Here is a 19,298-nt window from a genome sequence, read left to right as displayed (position 1 = left end):
AGTGATAGTAATGATTGACTTAATATTTGCAGCGACTATAGCTTTGGTTGTCACACTATTAACTGGACCCTTTTTAATAAACTGGTTAAGGGTAATGAAGTTTGGACAGAGCATTAGAAAGGTGGGACCTCAAAGCCATCAGAAGAAAGCAGGTACTCCTACTATGGGTGGGATTATAATCATCTTGGCTGTAGTAGTAGCTACTCTAGCCATTGGTGAGATAAGCCAAGAGGTAGTTTTGGCTTTATTTGTACTTCTTGGTTATGGTTTCTTAGGTCTATTAGATGATTCTATCAAGATAATTAAAAAGCAGAATGAAGGTCTAACCAGTAAACAGAAGTTACTGGGGCAGATTATAATTGCTGGAATGTTGGCTTTCTTTGTTCTAACTAGGTTGGAAATAGGGACTGATATCTTAATTCCTTATCTACATAAGAGTATAGATTTAGGTAATCTATTTATCCCCTTTGTGATTATTGTTCTAGTAGGAGCCTCTAATGCTGTGAATCTAACAGATGGTTTAGATGGTTTAGCAGCAGGTGTTACTATTATAGTTACAATTACCTATGCTTATATTCTTTATCAATTCGGAGCTACAGATCTAGCTATCTTTTCTACAGCTATTGCAGGGGCTTGTTTAGGGTTTTCTTGGTTTAATAGTTACCCTGCCCAAGTATTTATGGGTGATACAGGTTCTCTAGCCTTAGGAGGGGCCTTAGCTGCCTTAGCGGTTTTAACCAAGACTGAGCTCTTTTTATTTATTATAGGTGGAGTTTATGTAATAGAAGCTACTTCTGTGATGATCCAGGTGACTTACTTTAAAATTACCCGCCGCTTATATCAAGAAGGTAGAAGAGTCTTTAAGATGACCCCTATTCATCACCACTTTGAAAAAAGTGGATGGGCAGAATCTAAGGTTGTTGTTAGGTTTTGGATTATAGCAATTATATTATCATTAGTAGGATTATTAGGTTTTGCCAAGCTAAGTTAAGAAAGGAAGATAATATGGAATTAAAAGATAAGCTAATAACAGTTGTGGGATTAGGGAAGAGAACTGGTGTAGAGACTGTTAAATTTTTAGATAAACAAGGTGCTAAGATTATAGTGACTGATGCTAAGCAAGAAGCTCAATTAAAGGAAGAGATTGCTGCTTTAAGAGGTTGTAAAGTCAACTTTGATTTAGGTGGACATACTTTAGAGTTAGTTTTAAAATCTGATTTAATTATTATCAGCCCTGGAGTTCCAACAGATATTCCTCTTTTACAGCAGGCAAGAAGTGCTGGAATAGAGATAATTAGTGAGGTAGAGCTTGCTTATCGCTTCTGCAAGGCTCCTATAATTGCTATTACAGGAACTAATGGTAAGACAACAACTACTACTTTAATTGGAGAGATATTTAAGGCTACAGGAAGAAAGACTGTGGTTGGCGGTAATATAGGAAGGGCATTAATTCAGGATCTACCTCAGCTAGAGAAAGAGGATATTGTAATAGCAGAGATTAGCTCCTTTCAATTAGAGGAGATTAAAGAGTTTAGACCTGATATCAGTCTCTTCTTAAATATTACACCAGACCATTTAGACCGACATGGTAGCTTTGAAGCATATATTGAGGCTAAAAGAAAGTTACTTATGAATCAAACTCAAGATGATTATATTATCTTAAATTATGATGACCCTATAGTTAGAAAATTTGCCGACAATACTCAAGGTCAAGTGGTATTTTTCAGTCAGCAAGAAGAGTTAACAGAGGGGGTCTATTTAAGAGATAATAAAATAGTAGCTAATCTATTAGGAAGTAAAGAAGAGATTATTGATAGCAAGGAGATTGGAATTGAGGGGCCTCATAACTTAGAAAATGCTTTAGGAGCAGTAGCAGCTTCTTTATTAATGGGAGCTAGTAAAGATATATTAGTAGAGATATTAAAGATCTTTTCGGGAGTTGAACATAGGATTGAAGATGTGGCTACTATTAATGGTGTTAGGTATATCAATGATTCTAAAGGAACAAACCCTATTGCTTCTACTAAGGCAATAGAGACCTTTGAACCACCACTAGTTATAATTGCAGGTGGTAAGGATAAAGGTTCTGAATTTGATGATTTTGCCAAGATTATTAAAGAAAAGGTTAAAGGTGTAGTCCTCTTAGGAGAGACTGCCGATAAAATTGAAGCCAGTCTCAATAAGCTAGAATATGACTCTATTTACCATGTTAAAAGTATTCAGGAGGCTGTTAAAGTAGCCACAGAGGTAGCTTGTGGTGAAGGGATTGTCTTATTATCACCAGCCTGTGCTAGTTGGGATATGTTCGATAACTATGAACAAAGAGGAAGAGAGTTCAAAGAAGCGGTCAAGAAAGTTGACAGTTAGCAATAAATAGTCAATTGTGTACTATTTTTAGGGAGGAAATATTATGTATAAAAAAGCTCCTGATTTTATAATCTTTTTTGTAGTAGTAACTCTGCTATGCATAGGGGTAGTGATGGTCTTTAGTTCTACATCAATCTCATCTTCTCAAAAGTATGATGATAGTTTTTATTTTCTAAAGAGACAGTTGATGTGGTCGATTGTTGGAATTGGGGTAATGATCTTCTTTATGAGGTTTGACTATCACCAGTATATCAAGTGGGCTCCTAAGATTTTATTGGGAAGTATTGCACTTCTTATCCTAGTTTTGATTCCAGGGATAGGAAAGAGTGTTAAGGGTTCAAGCCGATGGATCGATTTAGGACCTTTACCGCCCTTACAGGTTTCAGAGATTGCCAAGGTATCTATGGTAATTTATATGTCCCGTTTTTTGGCTTTAAAGAATAAAGAGGTTAAGAACTTTTGGAAGGGGCTAGTACCAGCTTTATTTATCTTAGGAATTGTCTTTGCCTTGATCTTGATGGAGCCAGATTTGGGAACTGCTGTTACTATTGGAGGGACTGTATTTGTTATGCTCTTAGCCTCAGGAGCTAGATGGGGTCATTTAATAGGCTTAGGGTCTTTGTCGATTCCAGCGGTATTTTATATGATTATTACAGCACCTTATCGCTTAAAAAGGCTACTCTCTTTTCTAGATCCTTGGAAGGACCCCTTAGGCTCAGGGTTTCATATTATTCAGTCTTTATATGCTTTGGGTTCAGGAGGGTTATTTGGATTAGGGCTAGGTCGGAGTAGGCAGAAGTTTTTTTACTTACCAGAACCAGGAACCGACTTCATCTTCTCTGTATTGGGAGAGGAGCTAGGTTTTGTAGGAACATCTACAGTTATTTTACTCTATTTTGTCTTTGCTTGGAGAGGATTACAGATTGCCCTACAGGCTGAGGACTTATTTGGTTGTTTAATCTCTGTAGGAATTACAACTATGATTACTCTACAGGCGATGGTTAATCTAGCAGTGGTAAGTGGGTCTATGCCAGTTACTGGAATCACTTTACCTTTTATCAGCTATGGAGGTTCTTCTTTAGTATTTATGTTAGCTGGTGTGGGTATTCTATTGAATGTATCACGATTTACTATAAATTAGAGGTGACTAATATATGAAAGTTTTAATTTCTGGTGGTGGAACAGGAGGGCATATCTATCCTGGTTTAGCAATTGCTCGTGGTTTAGAAGAGGAGTTTGATGATTTAGAGATTATCTTTGTTGGGACTAAGCAGGGGCTAGAGGCAGATATTGTTCCAAAAGCAGGCTATGATTTAAAGACTATCTCTGTACAGGGTCTGCCTAGAAAGTTATCCTTGAAATTATTCAAATCTATCTTAAAGACAGGGGTAGGTTTAATTGAGGCTAGAAGGATTGTTAAGAATTTTAAGCCTGATATAGTTATTGGAACAGGGGGCTATGTCTGTGGACCTATAGTGTTAGCAGCAGCTTTATCCAAGGTTCCTACTTTAATTCATGAACAGAATGCCTATCCAGGTATAACTAATAAATTATTATCACGATTTGTAGATAGGATTGCTTTAAGTAATATTGATGCTAAGAAATACTTTAAATCTAAAGAGAAGACCATTTTAACAGGTAATCCAATTAGACCAGAGATTTTAAAGAAGGATAGAAGTGAGGCGCTAAGAGATTTAGGGCTAGCTGAAGATAAGAAGGTTATTTTGGTTTTTGGCGGTAGTAGAGGGGCTAGGAGTATTAATCAGGCTGTTATAGGTCTATATCCTAAGATTAAGAGGTCAAACTTACAGCTTTTGCACATTACAGGTAAGCAAGATTTTGATTTTGTAATAGAGAAAGCTAATGAAATGGGAATAAAGGATATAGAAAGAGGGAACATTATGATTAAGCCCTATTTGTATAACATGGCTGCAGCATTGGCAGTTGCTAATCTTGTAATATCTAGAGCTGGAGCAACAGGCTTGGCAGAGATTACAGCCTGTGGGATTCCTGCTATTTTGATTCCTTATCCTTATGCTGCTGAAAATCATCAACTCCATAATGCCCAATCTTTAGAGAAAAAGGGTGCAGCCAAGGTTATCTTAGATGATCAATTGACAACAGAACTCTTAAATGAGTTTATTAATGATTTATTTACTGATCAAGAAGAATTAATTGAGATGGCTGATGCTAGTAAAAATTTAGGTCAACCAGAGGCTATAGAGAAATTAATTAATTTAATTAAAGATTTACTAGGGGTGTAATAGATTACACCCTATAAATTGTATATAAGTTGGACAGGCTTAATCAGATGGATATTGTGACCTTTAAGTTGAGTTTAGAACTGATAAGATAACAGTTTAGGCTTAAGTCTAAGTAGAAGATAAAAAATTTTTATGGTTTGCTAAAAATTATAATTGATTTTAAAATATAGCTTCATCATTCTATTATTCAATTCTAGAGTCAAAAAACTACAGTTATTAATTAACATTAAGCAATTAGCAATTAACAGATTCTATTAACAGATTGCTTTGAACTTGCATATTATAGGGTGTATTTACCTTTTAGATAAGCTTCTCTATAGATTAATATTATAGATTAATCTTTAAGATAATCTAGTTGTCGATAAAATTGGGGTGGTTATGTTGGAAGAATTACATAAGAAAGAGATTAGCAGTTTAATCGAGGGTGATATTCTCTTTGATGAACCATTAAAGAAGTATACATCTTTCAAAATTGGGGGACCTGCCGAGTTATTGGCTATTCCCAAGGGAGCTAATGATTTAGAAAAACTAATTAAATATCTTTATCAGAATAATATTAATTATTATTTAATAGGTAATGGGAGTAATTTATTGGTCAGTGATAGAGGATTATCTGGTCTTGTCATTAAATTGCCACAAAAAGATGTTAAGCTAGAATTTGTCGGGAACAGATTAATTGCTGATGCTGGTCTGAGTTTACCATTATTATCTAGCAAAGCTGCTAAAAGAGGTTTGAGTGGTTTAGAATTTGCTATGGGTTTACCGGCAACTTTAGGTGGAGCTATTGTAATGAATGCTGGTATAGGTGATTTACGTTCTATAGGTGATTTAATAATCAAAGTAAAGACCTTATTAGCAACTGGAGAGGTCAAGATCTATAGTAGTAAAGAGTTAGACTTTAGCTATAGAAGCAGTCCTTTTCAAAATAGTAAAGAGATCATATTAGAGGCGGAGCTAGAATTAGTTCCAAAGGACTCTAGGAAGATAATAAAAGAAAGCAAAGAACTATTATCAAAGAGGAAGAGAAGCCAACCTTTAAAATGGCCAAATGCAGGTTGTATCTTTAAAAATCCTCCTAATGATTCAGCAGGAAGGTTGATTGATCAGGCTGGAGGGAAGGGTTTAAGGATAGGTGATGCTCAAATATCTACCCAACATGCTAATTTTATAGTCAATCTAGGAGCAGCTACGGCAAAAGAGGTTTTAGAGTTGATGGAAAGAGTTGAGAATCTTGTCTTGAGTAAGTTTGGAGTAAATTTAAAAAGAGAGATTATCTTTTTAAGTTAAAAATAGGAGGTGAAAGGATGGGTAGATTTATAATCAATGGTGGTCAAAAGCTTCAAGGTGAAGTAACTATCAGTGGTGCCAAAAATGCAGTCTTGCCGATTTTAGCGGGAACTGTTTTATCAGGTGGAGAATGTGTTATTGGTAGAGTACCAAAATTGCGTGATGTTAGAGTTATGAAAGAGGTTTTAGAGACCTTGGGTGCCAAAGCTAGATCAGAAGATGACAAGTTGATTGTTGATACTGCAGGTTTGAATTCCTGTGAGATTCCTGAAGAGTTGATGAGAAAGATGAGAGCTACAGTCTTTTTAATGGGACCTTTAGTAGGTCGCTTTGGGGAGTTTAAAATTTCTCAGCCTGGAGGATGTAGTATTGGGACTCGACCTATAGATCTTCATATCAAAGGATTAAAGGCTTTAGGAGTAAAATTTAAACAAGGTCATGGTTATTTAGAAGGAAAAGCAGAGAAGTTGACTGGTGCAGAGATTCATTTGGATTTCCCTAGTGTAGGAGCAACTGAGAATATCATGATGGCAGCAGTTTTAGCTGAAGGAAAGACGGTGATTTATAATTCGGCTAGAGAGCCTGAAATTGTAGATTTGCAGAACTTTCTTAATCAGTTAGGTGCTAGTGTACGTGGTGCTGGAACTGATGTAATCAAAATACAAGGTGTCAAAAAATTACATCCTGTTGATTATCAAGTCATTCCAGACCGAATAGAAGCAGGAACTTTTCTAGTGGCAGCTGCGATTACTAAAGGAAATGTTTTGGTTAAAGATGTTATTCCTGAACATATTGAGGCTGTAATAGCCAAGCTAGTTGAATCAGGAGTAGATCTTGATGTAGATGGAGATCAAATTCAAGTAATTGGTCAGGATAAGTGGCAAGGTGTAAATATTAAGACTTTACCATATCCTGGTTTCGCTACAGATATGCAATCTCAGTTTATGACATTTCTTTCAATAGCTGAAGGTGCTAGTATAGTAACTGAGACAATCTTTGAAAATCGTTTAAAGCATGCCGATGAGTTGCGTAGAATGGGGGCTGATATCAAGATAGAAGGTAATTCAGCTATCGTTAAAGGTGTAAATAAACTCTCAGGTACCACTGTAGAAGCAACAGATTTAAGAGCAGGGGCAGCTTTGGTCTTAGCTGGTTTGGTAGCAGATGGTGAAACAATAGTAGAAAATGTCTATCATATAGATCGAGGATATGAATTTTTAACAGATAAATTAACTAGTTTAGGTGCTAAAATACGCCGGGAAGAGGGCTGAAAGGGGGAAGGTAATATTGAAGGATAAAAAGATTGCAGTTATTAGAGGTGGGAGATCTGCTGAACGGGAGATTTCTTTAAAGACTGGTAAAGCCATCTTAGATGCGTTAAATAGGCAAGGGTATCATACTATAGATATTGACCCAGCCAAAGATTTACATAAGAGACTATATCAAGAAGAAATTGATATTGCTTTTATTGCTTTACATGGGCGTTTTGGTGAAGATGGAACTATTCAAGGATTGTTAGAATTAGAGGGAATCCCCTATACTGGTTCTGGGGTTTTAGCCAGTGCTTTGGCAATGGATAAGATCATGTCAAAGAGAATCTTCAATAACTTAGATATTGATACTCCTAAGTTTGCAGTTTTAAAGGCCAATGAGATAGAAGATAAACTTGAAGAGATAGAGCAAGATTTAATTGATGATTTAGGATTACCAATAGTGGTTAAGCCTGCCTTAGAAGGTTCAAGTCTTGGTCTATCTATAGTAAAGAGTCAGGATGGACTAATAGAGGCTATTAAAGAGGCTTTAAAATATGATCGAGAATTATTGGTAGAGGAGTTTATTCCAGGTAAGGAGATAACTATTGGATTATTAGGTAATGAATCCCCACAGGTCTTACCTATTATTGAGATTAGACCAAAAGAGGGGGTTTATGATTTCAAGTCTAAATATACCAAAGGGATGACAGACTTTATTATACCAGCTGAGTTAGAGGATAAAGTCTATAGGAATGCAGAGTCTTTGGCTCTAAAGGCTTATCAGGCTTTAAAATGCAGGGGAATGGGTAGAGTTGATCTTAGAGTCAACTCTGCTGGAGAGGCTTATGTTTTAGAGGTCAATACTATTCCTGGTATGACTGAAACAAGTCTTTTACCTCAAGCTGCAGAAGTTGTTGGAATAGATTTTGATCAACTGGTAGTTAAGATATTAGAGAATGCCTTAGAGGATTAAAATTAAGGGTTAGTTTTACTAGCCCTTAGTTTTCTTTTATATATTTATGATTTAAATCTGTTTTTATAGGATGATATTGTGATATTTTAGTTATTAGGTGGGTGGATATAGTCGGTTAAACCCCAACTCCCTAACTTCTAACTAGTTAATCACCTAAAAACAAAATTTGGTAATTACCCATAAAGAGTATTTTTGATTTAAGAATGGCTTACATTAAATTTTAGATAATTTTTGTATAGGGGTGTATTTCTGTGTCTATCAAAATGTTGCTAGATTTTAAGTTGAGATTATTGATAGTATTTAAACAGAGATGTTCCTTTGTACATAAGTGAATTGCATTAAGAGAAAGATATTTATGGTTAGAAAGGAGATTATATAAAAGGTAGTTCTTGTTAGGTTGTTTTTCTTAAGTTCTCTCTAGTAAAGTGAGGTGATACTGTGGACAAGCATAAGACTATTTATTTGATTACTATAGGACTATTATTGATATTGGGATTAGTAAGTTTAGTTAATTCTAATTATTTTCAAGTAGAGGATATAGAGATAGAAGGAAATAAGCTACTGTCGGATGAATATATAATTACTTATTGTGATTTAGAAGATATTAATATTTTTAATATTGATCGTCAAAAATTAGCGAATAAATTGGTTGAATTACCTCAAATTAAGGGGGTTGTTATTACTAGAGATTTACCAAAGAAGTTGATTATAGAGGTAAACGAAAGACGTCCTATAGCAATAGTAGGTATTCAATCTTCCTATCAAATTATTGATAGTGAAGGGCAGGTTATAGCTACAACTAAAAATTTAGCTTATTGGAATCTACCTTTAGTCACTGGTGTTGAGGTTATTAATGATGGGAAGCAACTTAAGATTAGTAGTGAAATTAAAAAGGCGATTAGTTATTTGGGTATGCTATCAGATCAACTTCTAAAGGATATTTCAGAGCTGAATATCTCTAAAGGGGATGGGCTTCAATTATTTTTAGTAGATGGCGGAATAGTAAAGTTAAGTAGTAATTTTGATAACAAAGCTAAATCAAAGATATTCACCTCAGTATATAATGATCTCAAATCTAAAGGGCAGAAGATTGAATATATAGATTTAAGATATGGAAATAATGTGATTGTACACCTTGCAAAATGAGAGATAATCTGTTAGAATTTTATTGTTAAATTTTGGTTTGATGGTATTGTCAGCTGAGGCTCTATTTGGGGGATTAAGAGTAGAAAATTTACTGATTTTTATTGTAATATCATCGAATTCTATTATAGAGATTAATTTTTAATGAAGTCTATAATAGTTTTTTTAGAAAATATACCTTTAAAAAGAGGGAATTGAATATGTTTGTTGAATTTAAGATTAAAAAGGATCTTTAGCTTTATTTTAAGATATTAAATTTAGATATTAAATTTGTTTATTATAGAAAGGGGGGCTTTTAGTGGCACGTAGAAATATAATTGCAGGTATTGATGTAGGTACTACTAAAGTATGTACTATTATTGCCGAAATAAATGAGAATAAGAGTGCCAATATAATTGGAATAGGTACCAGCCCTTCTACTGGTTTAAAAAAAGGGATGGTTGTTGATATAGATGACACTGTATCTTCTATAAAAAAAGCAGTAACAAAAGCAGAAAGAATGGCTGGAGTAGAGATAGAATCAGCCTTTGTTGGAATTGCTGGTTCCCATATTTCTTCTACAAACAGCCATGGGGTAGTAGCTGTTACAGGGGAAAATAAAGAGATTACTAGACGTGATATTGAAAGAGTTATTGAGGCTACTAAAATTATTTCTATTCCCCCAGAACGTGAAATTATTCATGTGTTACCTCGAGAGTTTATTGTAGATGGTTGCAAAGATATTAAGTACCCTTTAGGGATGTCTGGAGTTAGATTGGAGGCAGAAACCCATATTATTACAGGATCTGCAACATCTATTCAAAACTTAATTAAGAGTATTCATAAGGTAGGTCTTGATGTCGCTGGAATCGTTTTACAACCACTAGCTGCAAGTAAAGCAGTATTAACAGGAAGCGATAAAGATAGTGGTGTGCTGGTAGATATGGGTGGTGGAACTACTGATATAGCTATTTTTAGAGGGGGTAGTGTCTGGTATACATCCAGTTTACCAGTAGGAGGTGACCATGTTACCAAGGATATAGCAGAGTGGATGAGACGGAATGTTATTATGACCACATCTATTGCTGATGCCGAGAGAATAAAGGTTCAATATGGTTGTGCCAGCTCAGAGTTTATTGGTGAAGATGAACAGATTGAACTGGTAGATAGTTGTAGTAATGAGACTCGGGTATTTTCTCGTGAATTATTATGTGAAATTATTCAGTTTAGAGTTGATGAGATATTTAGCCTAGTCCAGCAAGAGATTATTAAGGCTGGCTATAATGGATTAACCCCTTCAGTAATGGTGGTTACTGGTGGTGGCTCTTTATTAAAAGGAATCCCTGAATTTGCTTCTAGAAAATTAAGAATGCCAGTAAGGGTAGGAGTACCTGACAATATAAATAGTATCTTGGAGTATCTAGATGGCTCTATTTATGATATTGGAGAAGGGTATACTCAGTTTTCTGAAGATAATGGAGCCATCTTCTCTACTGGTGTAGGTTTGGTTCATTATGGGTCTGAGAATTATGAAGACTATTCAGAGCAGGATATGAATGAAGAGCTATTAATCAAGAATTTATTTGATACAGTAGGAAAATGGTTTAAAAATATATTCTAATTAGTTTGCAAGGGAGGAGTATTAATGTTTGAGTTTGGAGCTGAAATGGATAATTTCGCCAATATAAAAGTAGTAGGTGTAGGCGGTGGCGGTAATAATGCTGTCAATCGTATGATTGAGTCTGACCTAAAAGGTGTAGAGTTTATTGCAGTAAATACCGATGGGCAGGCATTGGTAGCGTCAAGAGCAGAAGTTACCTTAAAGATTGGTGAGAAGTTAACTAATGGCTTAGGTGCAGGAGCTAACCCTGAAATTGGGCAAGAAGCAGCTCAAGAGAGCCGTGATATGATTGCTGAGGCTTTAAATGGTGCTGATATGGTATTCATCACTGCAGGTATGGGTGGTGGAACAGGAACTGGTGCTGCTCCAGTTGTAGCAGAGATTGCTAAAGAATCAGGTGCTTTAACAGTAGGTGTTGTAACTAAGCCTTTTACTGTTGAAGGGCGTCAGCGTATGCAAAAAGCCCAATATGGAATTGAAAATTTAAAGGAAAAGGTAGATACTTTAATTATCATTCCTAATGATAGATTATTAGAGGTTGTTGAGAAACAGACAACTTTAATTGATGCTTTTAAAACTGCTGATGATGTTCTAAAACAAGGTGTACAAGGTATCTCTGACTTGATTACAATTACAGGTCTAATCAACCTTGACTTTGCTGATGTAAAAACTATTATGACCGATGCTGGTTCTGCTTTAATGGGAATTGGAAGAGCTAGTGGTGAGAATAGAGCAGCAGAGGCTGCTAAAGCTGCTATTGCTTCTCCTTTATTGGAGGCATCTATTGAGGGTGCCAAAGGAATTCTCTTAAATATTACTGGTGGTAAGGATTTAGGATTACATGAGACTAATGAAGCAGCCAATGTTATCTCTGAGGTGGCTGACCCTGAAGCAAATATTATCTTGGGTACAGTTGTAGATGAGAATTTAGAGAATGAAGTTAAGGTAACTGTAATTGCTACTGGATTTGATCAGGAAGGAATCAGTAAAAAAGAGGTTAAACAGAAGGAAGAGGAAGAGAAACCAAGAAAGAAAGAGCATGTTAGAAGGGATGATGACTTAGATATTAAATCATTTTCCAATGATGATTTAGATATCCCAGCTTTTTTAAGGAGAAATAAAAAATTTTAATTCAATCTCGATGCCATAGGGTATCGAGATTTTTTTATTTCGACATAAAATTAGTAAAAAGGATTTAATTATAGATTATAATTCAAATTTTTTAGTTATATTTTAGGATTTTAGCAATATACTTCTTAATAGGGGAGTGAAGCAGGTGATAATACTAAATGAAGTTAGTAGTTTATTTAGATCTATTTTCATTTATTAATCTAGTGATGAACTATTTAATCTTATGGGCAGCAGCTAAATTATCAGATTTAAATTATAAGATTTGGAGATTGTTTTTGACTTCGGTGGTGGGAACAGTTTATACAATTATAATTATTTTACCCCAATTTAGGTTTTTGAATCGGATTTATTTTCATTTTTTAATATCTATAGTAATGATATTGGTTGCTTTTGCTCCATTATCTCGTAAGTACTTCTTTAAAGCCGTTGGTTATTTTTATTTGATAACCTTTGTAACAGCTGGAGCGATATTTGCTCTTTATAACCTGACAGGAGGGACACCATTAGATAGTTTGGCACAAGTTTTAAATATTTCTCCAGATAATTTGTGGATTATTATTTTGGGTTCGATCTTAGTCATCATAATAGGCAAGTTTGGATGGATGTTTATTCAATATAAGTTATTGCCAGATATATTCTGTATTCCAGTTATAATCAGCTTTGATGATAAACTAGTCAAGCTAAAGGCTTTGGTAGATACAGGGAATCAATTACAAGATCCTTTAACTAAGGTGCCTGTTATAGTAGTAGAGGTAGGTGCTTTAGAGGAGATATTACCTGATAAGGTAAAGGAAGCCTTTTATAAATATAAGAATGATACTGGCAGATTATTAAATGAGATGACCGATAATGACTGGACCAGTAGATTCAGGCTGATCCCATTTTACTCTCTGGGAAAGGATAATGGAATGTTAGTTGGCTTTAGACCTGATATGGTTACAATTACTACCAAGGATGAAATCTTTACAACTAAAAGGGTAATAATTGCTTTACAGGATAAGAGATTAGATAAAGATAATAATTATCAAGCATTATTAAATCCAGAAGTGCTTCGAGCATAAAAAAATAGGGGAGGGGATTATTTTGCGTTCGATGATTGTTCATTTAAAGCTTAGATTTAGACTTTATGCTATTAAAATGTTACAAGTATTAGGGCTTTATAGTGCCAAGAATGTATTTTATGTTGGAAATAGTGAGGCTTTACCGCCACCATTATCTAATAAGGAAGAGGAGTATTTATTAAATAAGTTAGAGAAGGGTGATCAGGCTGTTAGAAGTGTGTTAATTGAAAGGAACCTTCGCTTAGTAGTCTATATTGCTCGTAAATTTGATAATACAGGAATTGATATTGAGGATTTGGTCTCTATTGGTACTATTGGGTTGATTAAGGCTGTCAATACTTTTGATGTAAGTAAGAATATTAAGCTGGCTACCTATGCCTCCCGTTGTATTGAAAATGAAATCCTAATGTATCTAAGAAAGAATAATAAAAAGCGTTCAGAAATATCCTTTGATGAACCTTTGAATGTTGATTGGGATGGCAATGAGTTGAAATTATCTGATGTGCTAGGTACTGAGATAGATTTAATTTATAAATATATCGAAGAAGAGGTAGATAAAGAATTACTTATAGAAGCAATGGAGAACTTAACAAATAGAGAGAAGAAGATTATGATTTTACGTTTTGGCTTACAGAAGAATAAGCAAGAATTGACTCAAAAAGAGGTTGCAGATATATTGGGTATCTCTCAATCCTATATTTCTAGGTTGGAGAAGAGGATAATTGAGAAGCTTCAAATCGAAATTGATAAGATGAAGTAATTTATAGTGATAAATTGAGATTAGAATCTCTATGGTAGTATCATTTTGAAGATTATGTTAATAATATAAGGTATATATTATGATTATCTTTACTAAATTGGCTGATATTAAATAAGGGGGAGAATATAGTGAAAATATCTAAAGGAGAGATATTTACTACAACTGAATTGATGAAGGGAATTTTTGGGATGGCCGATAGATTAATTTATAATATGACTGAAATAGCTAGATATGAGAGGATTTATAGTTATTTAATTGAGAATAATGCTACTAGATTAGAGGATAATGCTCAATATGGGATCTTTAAGCTTAAAGGTGATACTTATTTAATTCCTAAGGAGATTTTTGATGAGTTAGATTTTAGTTGGACTGAAGGATTGAAGCTCAAAGAGAATAGAGAGTTTCAAGCAGAGAATAAAAGAGAGGATAAATATGAGGTTGGCTTAAGATTGGTTTATTAACAACTGCAATTGCAGTTGTTTTTATTTTTGGATATTATTATTTAGAGTATGTATCTCTTTTGCTGATATAATAATTAGCAGAATATAGAGAGGTTACGATACTTTTGAATTTACAATTTACAATTAAAAGAACTTAAAGATTTTTAAGACGAAGAAAATTAGTGTTTGAACGAGGCAAATATTCTAAAAGAACAATAGGTTCAAGATAATCTTTGAATTAGAAGTACCATATATCTTAATCCCAATACATGTGGATTGCTGAGTGAGTTTAATTTTCTTCTAGACTTTTTGGTTACTTTTGTGGCAATGGCAAAAGTAACACGGGAAAAAGCTGATAAGCTTTCCCGTAACTTCTTTAATTAATAAAAATTTTGCTTATTTTTAAAAAGTAAAAGTGTCGCAATACATCCATAATCAGATATTTTGATGATTTTAATAGCTAATTCTCTAAAATAAAGAGGAGAAGATATAAGTATTATAGAAATAGTATTAAACTAGAGATATTTATAATAAAATAGATCTATTAGGTGCCTTTAGTTATGGCTAAGGGAGAATAGGGAATCAGGTGTAAATCCTGAGCGGGCCCGCCACTGTAACAGCAGTCAATAGATTATAGAAACCACTTGTTATTTAATATATCAGGGAAGCCAAAGTCTAGTCTTAAGCTGGAAGTCAGGAGACCTGCCTAATAAGAGTTAAGAAGCTATCTTCGAGGACAAGATAGGGAAGAATAAACCCTAACTATGTCTAAGTTAGGATTTTTTTATTTTAGTTAGATCTTCAGCAGAAATGATTTTGGATAGTCAATGGGTGATAAGGAGGATAAAATGTTTAAGCAAGCGGATAGATTATTATTGGTAGCACTTATGTTAGTGCTGATATTTAGTGGATATGGAGAAGTAAAAGCTAATGTGGAGGTTAAACTCCTTGATGATTTAGGAAAAGAGATTCTTATACAAAGAGAACCACAGAGAATTATCTCCTTAGCTCCTAGTATTACAGAGATATTGTATGAGTTAAATTTGGAAGAGAGAGTTGTAGGTGTAACAGAGTTCTGTGATTATCCAGCTAGGGCAAAGTCTAAGAGTAAAGTAGATGTCAAGAATTTAGAGTCTATTATTGCTTTAAATCCTGATTTGGTACTAGCAGGGGGAATTGTTCCTAAGTCTACTATTAAGAGCTTAGAGGATCTAGGAATAACTGTAGTTGGCTTTAATCCTAATAGTATTGAAGAGACAATAACTGTGATTGCTAAGATCGCTAAGCTGACAGGTAAGAAGGATAGAGGTAGAGAGCTAACAGGAAGATTGACAGCAGAGTTGCACTCAATTAGAAGTAAGGTGGAGAGAGCAGTTAATGAAAAAGATGTAGTAAAGGTGTTTTATGAGGTTTGGAAAGAGCCTTTGTATACAGTAGGGAAGAATACCTTTATCAATGATCTAATTGAGCAGGCAGGAGGGTATAATGTCGGTACTAAAGCAACTGGTAGTTGGCCACAATATAGTATAGAGCAGCTGTTAGCTGAAAATCCTGATGTATATATTGCCACTTATGATAGTTGGAAGGAAAGAATGGCTCCCACTAAGATTAAGGCAAGGACTAATTATCAATATATCAAAGCGATTAGAGATGATAGAGTCTATATCTTTGATGCGAATATTATTAATCGACCAGGACCGAGAATAATTGAGGCTTTAAAGTTATTTGTCCAAGCCATACATCCTGAGATAGATTTGGAGAATTAGCGATGGAGATTAAAGTGAAGGAAATATCAATAATTATAATCTTGTTCATTCTATTAATTCTAAGTATTATTGTTGCTCTCAGCTTGGGCACAGTTAAGATTCCTATTATTACAGGAATAAAAGGGGGATTAACAACTATTGAACAGACGATTATCTATAAGATACGCCTGCCTAGAATCTTATTAGCTGCTTTAGTAGGGATGGCTCTCTCTACTTCGGGAGTAGTATTTCAGGGGATATTTAAGAATGTAATGGCTGACCCGTATATTATTGGTGTCTCATCAGGTGCTTCTTTAGGGGTTAGCTTAGCAATTAATTTTGGTTTAATATATTATTGGAGGGGGATTAGTAGTCTTGCACTTTTTGCATTTTTAGGTGGGATTATTACATCCTTTCTCGTTTATAGTTTGGCCAAGACCAAGGGGAGGATACCTACTTCAACATTATTATTGTCAGGAATAGCAGTCAGTTTCTTTTTGTCATCATTGGTCTCATTGGTGATGATCTTAGATAGCGGAAATCTACAGAAGGTCTTTTATTGGCTGATGGGAAGTCTAGCTAATGGTAGCTGGCAAGAAGTAAAGATGATTTTACCAGCTATTATATTAGGTTTCTTAATCGTGTATTTCTTAGCAGATAATTTGAATATACTCTTATTAGGTGAAGAGACAGCTTACTATCTAGGAGTAGAGGTAGAGAGGATTAAGCTGCTTTTATTAGTAGCAGGTTCATTATTGGCTTCTATGGCAGTAGCAGTCAGTGGGATAATTGGTTTTGTTGGTTTAGTTGTCCCACATGTTTTGAGATTAATTTTGGGACCTAACCACAGAATATTACTGCCTGCCTCGGCTTTAGGTGGGGCTATTTTATTAATAGTAACAGATACAATAGCTAGAACTATCTTAGCACCAACAGAGTTACCTGTGGGGATTATTACAGCATTATGTGGAGCACCTTTCTTTATCTATCTATTACAGAAGAGAAAGGTTAAATTTTAGGTGATTTTTAGATATAGATTTATGATTTTGAAGTTAAATTTGAATCTGACGTTATATATAGATAAATCTATACTTTTACAATTAGTAATTTAGAATTAAATTTGGGTGGTTTAATTATGAATATATTAGAAGTAAAGAATTTAAGTTTCTCTTATAATAAAGCTAAGATAATAGATGATGTTAATTTTAAAGTAAGTAAGGGGGAGCTATTTGGAATTATCGGTCCCAATGGCTCAGGGAAGTCAACTTTGTTGAAGTTATTATCTAATATTATTAAAGGAGAGGATGGAGATATATTTCTGCTAAGAAAGGAGCTAAGCCAGTATAGACGTAAGGATTTGGCTAGGGTTTTGGCTGTGCTACCTCAGAGTACAGAGATTGGCTTTGAATTTTCTGTAAAAGAGATTGTAGAGATGGGGCGCCATCCTTATTTGGAAAATTGGCAGGGGATAAGCCAAGCTGATAAAAAGGTAATAGATAAGGCTTTAAAACTGACCAATACTATTAGCTTAGCAGATAAGCTTATTAATAGTATCAGTGGTGGTGAACGACAACGGGTATTATTGGCTAGGGCCTTAGTTCAAGAGGCTGAGCTATTATTATTAGATGAGCCTACTTCAGCTCTAGATATCAACTATCAATTAGAGATCTTTGAGTTGCTGTCTAGACTAACTAGAGAAGGTACTACTATTGTGGTAGTCTTACATGATCTCAATTTAGCAAGCCAATATTGTGATCGTTTACTATTATTAAATCAGGGTAAGGTAAATACTATTGGTATTCCAGATGAAGTAATAACTCTAAATAACATCAAAGATGTCTATGGCTGTGATGTTGAGGTTGATAATAGTGGCAGGCGACCTTATGTGAAGTTAGTGACGAGTAATGAGTAAAAAATAGAAACAAAAAAATTATTAGCCACAAATTAACACAGATAAAAAATAAGAAATGAAATAATAAAAGGTTTTAAATCAGATCTTAGTCAGATTTTAGTCTGTGTCAAAAAAAGATTTTGATTTATATCTTTTATAAAAATTATTAGTTCAACTTATATAAAATAGGCATTAATCACAAAGTTTGTTGTTGAACCAAAATAAATTATAAAGTCTATTAGAATTAATGATTGTAATTACTTAAATTTTTTGCTTTGATTCGTGTTAATCTCTGTAGGTTAGTTGCAAAAATAAGGTTTTAAATTTCTTTTTAGAATTATTTATCTATAGTTGATATTATAGATTAAGATTAAGTCCAAGTAAAATATTAAAACAGTGTTTTTCTGTTTTACTCAATCTTAGACTTAACCTTAGAATTTATTCTCTAATAAATAATGAGAGGTGTTTTATTTTGGATTTTACTGCTATTGATATCAATGACCCGTTGATACAGAAGGTATTATTATCTGCAGGGGTAGTTGTGATTACATATTTAATAGGCTTTGGAATTGTTAGATTTATTAACTCTAAGGTTGAAGATTTTAAGAGAAGGCATCAAGCTAGAAGGATAACCTATTATTCGGTCTTCTTTATAATTCTAATCTTTATCCTCTTAATCTGGTTGGATAGACCCTCTACGCTGACTACCTACCTAGGAGTCTTATCTGCTGGTTTAGCTTTAGCATTGCATCAAGTCTTATTAAATATTGCAGGGTGGATCTTGATTCTCTTGCGCCGTCCTTTTGGCTTAGGGGACAGAATAGAGTGGAATCAGGTACAGGGTGATGTGATTGATATTCGGGTTTTTTATACTACTTTATTGGAAGTAGGCAACTGGGTAGAGGCTGACCAGAGTACAGGAAGGTTAGTCCATATCCCTAATAGTAATATCTTTAATGCATCTTTGTTCAATTATACCCGAGGGTTTGGTTGTATTTGGAACGAGATTAAATTCCTAGTCACCTTTGAAAGTGATTGGGAGAAGGCCAAGGAGATTATCTTGGAGACAGGTTATGAACAGAGTGAGGAAGAGATAGAGGCAAGGGCAAAAAAGAGGATTTATGAGATGAGTAAGAATTACATGATTAAGTATGGTAAGTTTACTCCAATTACTTATGTAGATATTAAAGGGAGTGGAGTGCAGATTACTTTACGTTATTTGACCACTGTTAGAATGAGAAGAGTTTTGGAGAATAATATCTCTGAGAGTATTCTTAAGAAGTTCAGTCAAGAGCCTAATATTGAGTTTGCTTATCAAACAAGTAGAATCTATCGGAGAAGTGAAGAGGGAAGTCATTTAGAGCATAAAAAAGAGATTTAAGG

17 protein-coding genes and 1 riboswitch are annotated in these 19,298 nt (G+C 34.3%); all 17 genes read left to right on the top strand.

Annotation, left to right across the window (positions count from 1 at the left end; genetic code table 11):
* Positions 1–10: 10 nt before the first annotated feature.
* Positions 11–991, top strand: coding sequence for a phospho-N-acetylmuramoyl-pentapeptide-transferase (gene mraY, locus BX659_RS06340; RefSeq protein ID WP_097017711.1), 981 nt, complete (start codon positions 11–13; stop codon positions 989–991).
* 14 nt (positions 992–1,005) lie between these two features.
* Positions 1,006–2,367, top strand: coding sequence for a UDP-N-acetylmuramoyl-L-alanine--D-glutamate ligase (murD, locus tag BX659_RS06335; protein ID WP_097017790.1), 1,362 nt, complete (start codon positions 1,006–1,008; stop codon positions 2,365–2,367).
* A gap of 43 nt (positions 2,368–2,410) precedes the next feature.
* Positions 2,411–3,508: a stage V sporulation protein E gene (spoVE, locus tag BX659_RS06330; protein ID WP_097017712.1), complete on the top strand. Its 1,098-nt coding sequence runs from the start codon at positions 2,411–2,413 to the stop codon at positions 3,506–3,508.
* A 13-nt stretch (positions 3,509–3,521) separates the two neighbouring features.
* A complete protein-coding gene (murG, locus tag BX659_RS06325; protein ID WP_097017713.1) occupies positions 3,522–4,631 on the top strand; it encodes an undecaprenyldiphospho-muramoylpentapeptide beta-N-acetylglucosaminyltransferase in 1,110 nt (369 codons plus the stop codon).
* 381 nt (positions 4,632–5,012) lie between these two features.
* Positions 5,013–5,918 carry a UDP-N-acetylmuramate dehydrogenase gene (gene murB / locus BX659_RS06320; protein ID WP_097017714.1) on the top strand — a complete coding sequence of 302 codons (906 nt, stop codon included), beginning with the start codon at positions 5,013–5,015 and terminating at the stop codon, positions 5,916–5,918.
* 17 nt (positions 5,919–5,935) lie between these two features.
* Positions 5,936–7,189: a UDP-N-acetylglucosamine 1-carboxyvinyltransferase gene (gene murA / locus BX659_RS06315; protein WP_097017715.1), complete on the top strand. Its 1,254-nt coding sequence runs from the start codon at positions 5,936–5,938 to the stop codon at positions 7,187–7,189.
* Positions 7,190–7,205: 16 nt separating this feature from the next.
* Positions 7,206–8,144 (top strand): D-alanine--D-alanine ligase, encoded by a 939-nt coding sequence (locus tag BX659_RS06310; protein ID WP_253250719.1) that lies wholly within the window; start codon positions 7,206–7,208, stop codon positions 8,142–8,144.
* A 438-nt stretch (positions 8,145–8,582) separates the two neighbouring features.
* Positions 8,583–9,290 (top strand): cell division protein FtsQ/DivIB, encoded by a 708-nt coding sequence (locus tag BX659_RS06305; RefSeq protein ID WP_097017716.1) that lies wholly within the window; start codon positions 8,583–8,585, stop codon positions 9,288–9,290.
* Between the two features lie 295 nt (positions 9,291–9,585).
* Positions 9,586–10,887, top strand: a complete 1,302-nt coding sequence (gene ftsA, locus BX659_RS06300; protein WP_097017717.1) for a cell division protein FtsA — start codon at positions 9,586–9,588, stop codon at positions 10,885–10,887.
* 24 nt (positions 10,888–10,911) lie between these two features.
* The gene (ftsZ, locus tag BX659_RS06295) at positions 10,912–12,018 is read left to right on the top strand and encodes a cell division protein FtsZ (RefSeq protein WP_106231735.1); all 1,107 of its coding nucleotides are present in this window, start codon (positions 10,912–10,914) and stop codon (positions 12,016–12,018) included.
* Positions 12,019–12,176: 158 nt separating this feature from the next.
* Entirely contained in the window at positions 12,177–13,079 is a 903-nt protein-coding gene (spoIIGA, locus tag BX659_RS06290; protein ID WP_097017719.1) for a sigma-E processing peptidase SpoIIGA, read from the top strand.
* A 31-nt stretch (positions 13,080–13,110) separates the two neighbouring features.
* Positions 13,111–13,839 carry an RNA polymerase sporulation sigma factor SigE gene (sigE, locus tag BX659_RS06285; protein ID WP_097017792.1) on the top strand — a complete coding sequence of 243 codons (729 nt, stop codon included), beginning with the start codon at positions 13,111–13,113 and terminating at the stop codon, positions 13,837–13,839.
* Positions 13,840–13,967: 128 nt separating this feature from the next.
* Complete coding sequence (locus tag BX659_RS06280) at positions 13,968–14,300, top strand: hypothetical protein (RefSeq protein ID WP_097017720.1); 333 nt, start codon at positions 13,968–13,970, stop codon at positions 14,298–14,300.
* A gap of 508 nt (positions 14,301–14,808) precedes the next feature.
* A riboswitch (cobalamin riboswitch) is annotated at positions 14,809–15,003 on the top strand.
* Between the two features lie 124 nt (positions 15,004–15,127).
* Positions 15,128–16,045 carry an ABC transporter substrate-binding protein gene (locus tag BX659_RS06275; RefSeq protein ID WP_172431879.1) on the top strand — a complete coding sequence of 306 codons (918 nt, stop codon included), beginning with the start codon at positions 15,128–15,130 and terminating at the stop codon, positions 16,043–16,045.
* 2 nt (positions 16,046–16,047) lie between these two features.
* On the top strand, positions 16,048–17,043 hold the full coding sequence (locus BX659_RS06270; RefSeq protein WP_097017722.1) for a FecCD family ABC transporter permease: 996 nt from the start codon (positions 16,048–16,050) through the stop codon (positions 17,041–17,043).
* Positions 17,044–17,159: 116 nt separating this feature from the next.
* Positions 17,160–17,936: a heme ABC transporter ATP-binding protein gene (locus tag BX659_RS06265; protein ID WP_097017723.1), complete on the top strand. Its 777-nt coding sequence runs from the start codon at positions 17,160–17,162 to the stop codon at positions 17,934–17,936.
* Positions 17,937–18,387: 451 nt separating this feature from the next.
* Positions 18,388–19,296 carry a mechanosensitive ion channel family protein gene (locus BX659_RS06260; RefSeq protein WP_253250721.1) on the top strand — a complete coding sequence of 303 codons (909 nt, stop codon included), beginning with the start codon at positions 18,388–18,390 and terminating at the stop codon, positions 19,294–19,296.
* Positions 19,297–19,298: the final 2 nt, after the last annotated feature.

The sequence above is a fragment of the Orenia metallireducens genome, from assembly GCF_003001995.1.
Classification (GTDB): Bacteria; Bacillota; Halanaerobiia; order Halobacteroidales; family Halobacteroidaceae; genus Orenia; species Orenia metallireducens_B.
This window is presented reverse-complemented; position numbering and strand designations above follow the sequence as displayed.